The sequence below is a fragment of the Nocardia sp. NPDC058666 genome (assembly GCF_042714895.1).
Lineage (GTDB): Bacteria > Actinomycetota > Actinomycetes > Mycobacteriales > Mycobacteriaceae > Nocardia.
Genome location: NZ_JBHXRY010000076.1, coordinates 1 through 1,397 on the forward strand (window position 1 = coordinate 1; position 1,397 = coordinate 1,397).

The window sequence follows — 1,397 nt, forward strand, 5'->3', positions numbered from 1 at the left end:
ACCCCACCCCCGACCTCGAACACCTCGCCGCGCTCCTTGGCAGCCCTGTGCATCAAGGAGGAGCGACGGCCGATGCGTGACGACGAACTTCTCGCCTTCCCCGAAGCCACGGCCCGCCTCAAGATCGGCCCCGCCCGTCTCATCCCCGCCCGCGCGTTCACCGACTGCATCCGGCTGCACCTCGAAGGGCCCCTCGATGACCGTCCCGAAGCGGAAGGTGCGCGCGCCTGGCGACGGCACCATCTACCAGCGCAAGGACGGCCGCTGGGAAGCCGCCGGCTAGATTCTCGCCGCCGACGCCAGCCCCAAGCGTATCCCCGTCTACGACGCCACCCGCAAGAGCGCAGCCGACAAACTCGCCGAGACAGCAACCGCGGCCTGCCCGTCGCCACCGCAGACAGCAGCGTCGGCGACTACCTGGCGTACTCGGCAGCATCGCCGTCCGCCGGCTCCGCGAGAACACCCACACCCGCTACGCCACCTGCATCCGCCTCTACCTCAAGCCGGGCCTGGGCTCGAAGAAGCTCGCCCGGCTCACCGCACGTGACGTCCGGACCTTCCTCGACCACCACCGCACCACATGCCAGTGCTGCGCCCAAGGTCTCGAAGCCAGCCACCGGCGCTGCTGCGCCATTGGCGAATGCTGAGGCAAGCGGCTGTCCCCGCTGACCGTGACGTACGTCCACCCTGTTCTCAAGTCCACCCTGGAACACGCAGTCCGCGAAGACGAACTGCCCCGCAACATTGCCCGCAACGCGAAGGCGGCAACTCCGCGTCCGCGCCGGTTCACACCGCTCACGGCCACTGAGGCCCGCCAATTCCTCCGAGCGGCCGAAACCGACCGGCTCCACGCGCTGTACGAACTTGCCCTGCGCACCTGACTGTGCATAGGCGAACTCCTCGGCCGCCGCTGGGAAGACCTTGACCTCAACACTGGCACCGCCGGCATTCGACATTCCCTCCATCGCACCCGTACGGGCGGCCTGACCGTGCTGCCCACCAAGACCCGCGCTTCTGAGGGCCGCATAGCCCTGCCCACGGGGTGCTGCGCGTGTGAGGGCGGCGGAGTGGGCTTTGGCCGGTGTCCTGTTCGGGTTGGAGTCGGGCATGCTCAGGGGACCGTACGCTGGCCGGCAACTCGGGCAGGCCTTGGGCCTGACCGCAGTGTCAGCCGCACCCTCACCCCACTCCTCCGCAAGGCCGGCGTCCGCCGAATCCGCTTCCACGACCTCCGGCACTCCACCGCCACCTTGCTCCTGGAACAAGGCGTCGAACTCGTCGTGATCAAGAAATTCCTCGGACACGCCCACATCGGCGTCACCGCCACCGCCTACGCCCACGTACGCATCCGCCTCCAACGACAAGCCATCAACGCGCTGGGAGACGCCCTCAACCTC

2 protein-coding genes are annotated in these 1,397 nt (G+C 68.4%); both read left to right on the plus strand.

Features of this window, described 5'->3' with window-relative positions; genetic code table 11:
* Positions 1-485 precede the first annotated feature (485 nt).
* A complete protein-coding gene (locus tag ACFWVD_RS28570) occupies positions 486-647 on the plus strand; it encodes a hypothetical protein (protein ID WP_379247996.1) in 162 nt (53 codons plus the stop codon).
* A gap of 420 nt (positions 648-1,067) precedes the next feature.
* On the plus strand, positions 1,068-1,397 hold a 330-nt coding region (locus ACFWVD_RS28575), incomplete at its 3' end, for a tyrosine-type recombinase/integrase (protein ID WP_379247994.1).